Below are 3,017 nucleotides of genomic sequence, written 5' to 3'. Positions count from 1 at the left end.
GCTCTGGCAGGTCCGGTTGCATCGACCAAAACGCTGGTGCTGACGATCGTTTCGTCATTTGTCGCCGTTTGGCGTAGCGATACGAGCGTTTTACCCTCAGCAGATTGATGACTGGCGTAGCGGTAGCCCATCCACACCTCGCCGCCATGCGATCGCGTTTCGGCTGCCAAAAAGTCTCGCAACTTTGAGAAATCCAACACAGCACCTTGTGGGGACTCCGACTCCCACACTCCCGATTGGTTAGACGTGATAATGCGCAGAGCATTCCAATAGCTGCCGATTACGATTTCGGGCAGGTCGAAGGTCTGTAGGGCTTCGATCGGCGTGCCAGCACTGGAGAAACTGTTGATCATGAAATCCTTGTGGCGCTCGACCAGTAGCACCGATCGACCCCGCTTCGCCAACTCGCGGGCGCATTGTCCACCCGCTGGACCGCCGCCCACAACCACAACATCAAACATCTGCATAGCAACTTCCGTCTCGACTCCGCAACCGCTCAGTATAACCTGCTCGTCAGTGCAACTATTTCTCCAAGGTTGCACAGAATTCTAGCTGCACAGAATTCCAGCTGCACAGTCGCTAGACTAGCTTCAACGCTCTAAACCCAGTGTGCAGTGTTGAGAGAAATTGGCATGGCAGAAATTGTGACGCCCGCTAAAGACTAAGGAATTCAGCATGTCGAAAACGATCGCCGCGATCGAGAGCGGTCGTGCTCCCGAAAATGTCTCGTCCTGCTGTTAGAATCCGAGTAGTATTTCAAATAAAATTGATGGTACAAACTGCGATACCCGCCTTGATCGTTGCTGGATTTCATGCATTGTCTGAGCCATTGCGGCTGAAGGTGCTGGAATTACTGCAACAGCAGGAGCTTTGTGTGTGTGAACTATGTGAGCGTCTCGATGTCAGCCAGTCAAAGCTATCGTTTCATTTGAAAACACTGAAAGAGGCGGAGCTAGTGCGCGCACGCCATGAGGGTCGCTGGATTTACTACAGTCTAAATCTGCCTCAGTTCGTGGTGTTAGAGCAATACTTGGCGGAGTATCGCCGCTTCAGTACGATGCTGCCTGCTCGCCCCTGCGAAGATTGAAACTCTGACTTCTTAAGAAGATACATCAATAATTTTTCCGTATTCCTGCTGTAAACTCAATTTTTCTGCATTGACAGATCAAATTTTCTTGAAATAATGGAGATATTGGTCTGTAGATTCAGCATGGCGTTGCAGTCAAAGCGACTTTCAAAGTTAATAAAACCGCTAAAAGCACTGACTATTCCCTGTCGTCATATCAATTAATCATCTAGGAATCATTTAGTGCTGATTTCTGACTAAGAAATAGCACCACTGCTGTTTACTCTGTTGTCAATTTCGAATTAGGAAGGACCTAGTGAACTACCCATTTACGGCAGTGTGCCTGATACTTATCCCAAAGTGCAAGAGCTACGGCAGTTAAGTCCGTGGTCGGAAGGGCAGGTCTGGTCTGGTCTAGAAATGCACGGCAGATCACTGGAATTGGCACAAGCACCGCCGCGATAGAAGTTGACCCTAATTCAAATCCTTAAGGCTGTTTTTAGTTCGCCGTCAGCATCAGCTAGTAAACTGGTCCAAAGCTCCGGTCCTTCATTGGTTTCTGGTAGCCCTGACGTTAGAAACTCGGGATTGAGCGTTGAGTTTGCTAGAACAGTTAATTATTTTTACGCGCTATCCCAAGCCGGGGACGGCAAAAACCCGCTTGATTCCGGCATTGGGGGCAGAAGGTGCCGCAGACCTGCATCGGCAAATGACGCAGCACACGCTGGCACAAGCCCGATCGCTCCGCTCTGCTCGCTCAATCACGATCGAGATTCGGTTTACAGGCGGTGACGCTGCCGATATGCGAGCTTGGTTGGGCGACGACATTAGCTATGAGCCGCAGGGTGAAGGCGATTTAGGCGATCGACTCACGCGCGCGTTCGACGCTGCGCTCAATCAGGGAAGCCAATCTGTAGTGGTGGTTGGCACCGACTGTCCGTACTTGGACGCTGCGCTGCTAGACACCGCCTTTGACGCGCTTCAACAGCGCGATTTAGCACTGGGACCAGCAGAGGACGGTGGTTACTACCTGATCGGGCTGCGGAAACTCGTTCCAGAACTGTTTGTAGAAATTCCATGGAGCACGGCAGAGGTGTGGCAAAGGACGGTAGCGATCGCCCAGCGCCTTGGGCTGTCGCTGGACCTCGACGGTCTGCCGACGCTCTCGGATGTGGATTATCCACAAGACCTGCCGACGTGGGAGCAGGCACAGCGAAAAATCTCTGTGATTATTCCAACGCTGAACGAGGTGAAAATCTTAGCAAAAACTCTACGTTCAGTTCAACACAGCAGCAATGTCGAAATTGTGGTCGCGGATGGAGGAAGCCACGATGAGACGATCGCGATTGCTCAAGCGCAAGGTGTCCGAGTAGTCAGGGCTTCGCCGGGTCGCGCTATCCAGATGAATGCAGGTGCGCGCGTTGCCAGCGGCGAAATCTTGCTGTTTCTCCACAGCGACACCCATTTACCCAAGGGCTTCGATCGTCGAATCCGTCAAACCCTTAATCATCCTTCAGTCATTGTAGGTGCGTTTGAGTTAGCAATTAGCGGTACTGTAGCCGGACTGCGACTCGTGGAGTGGGGCGTGAATGTACGATCGCGTCGCTTGCAGCTGCCCTACGGCGATCAGGGAATTTTCCTGAGAGCTGAGACGTTCCGTAAGCTAGGCGGCTTTCCTGAGTTGCCAATCATGGAGGACTTTGAGTTAGTGTGTCGCCTGCGGCGGTTGGGGAGGGTTGCGATCGTTCCAGCGGCAGTGCTTACATCGGGTCGTCGCTGGCAAAAACTCGGCGTCCTCAAAACCACTCTGATCAACCAACTGGCAATTGCTGCCTACCTCCTGGGCGTTTCGCCCGATCGTATTGCGCGGTGGTATCGAGATAAATAGGCCAACAGCCAGTTTTACTAGGTCACTCTCACTGAGTCAATGCGGCAGAGGTCGTTTCTGCAT

3 protein-coding genes and 1 pseudogene are annotated in these 3,017 nt (G+C 52.1%); 3 read left to right on the top strand and 1 reads right to left on the bottom strand.

Annotated elements, in window-relative coordinates; genetic code table 11:
- Positions 1-467 (bottom strand): FAD-dependent oxidoreductase (locus H6F43_RS12120; RefSeq protein ID WP_190343014.1); only part of this gene is annotated, 467 nt, incomplete at its 3' end.
- 302 nt (positions 468-769) lie between these two features.
- On the opposite strand from H6F43_RS12120, the gene H6F43_RS12115 reads away from it, so the two are divergent.
- The 3 genes and pseudogenes from H6F43_RS12115 (at position 770) to H6F43_RS12105 (ending at position 2,954) form a co-directional block, all read left to right on the top strand.
- On the top strand, positions 770-1,087 hold the full coding sequence (locus H6F43_RS12115; protein WP_190343013.1) for a metalloregulator ArsR/SmtB family transcription factor: 318 nt from the start codon (positions 770-772) through the stop codon (positions 1,085-1,087).
- Positions 1,088-1,378: 291 nt separating this feature from the next.
- Positions 1,379-1,495 (top strand): annotated as a pseudogene (locus H6F43_RS22705) (arsenical resistance protein ArsH); the annotation flags it as partial.
- Between the two features lie 172 nt (positions 1,496-1,667).
- Entirely contained in the window at positions 1,668-2,954 is a 1,287-nt protein-coding gene (locus tag H6F43_RS12105) for a TIGR04283 family arsenosugar biosynthesis glycosyltransferase (RefSeq protein WP_190343012.1), read from the top strand.
- Positions 2,955-3,017 lie beyond the last annotated feature (63 nt).

Origin of the sequence: Leptolyngbya sp. FACHB-36 (assembly GCF_014695955.1) — a bacterium.
GTDB lineage: Bacteria > Cyanobacteriota > Cyanobacteriia > Leptolyngbyales > Leptolyngbyaceae > FACHB-36.
The sequence above is the reverse complement of the archived record's forward strand: the minus strand, read 5'-3'. Positions and strand labels throughout refer to the sequence as shown.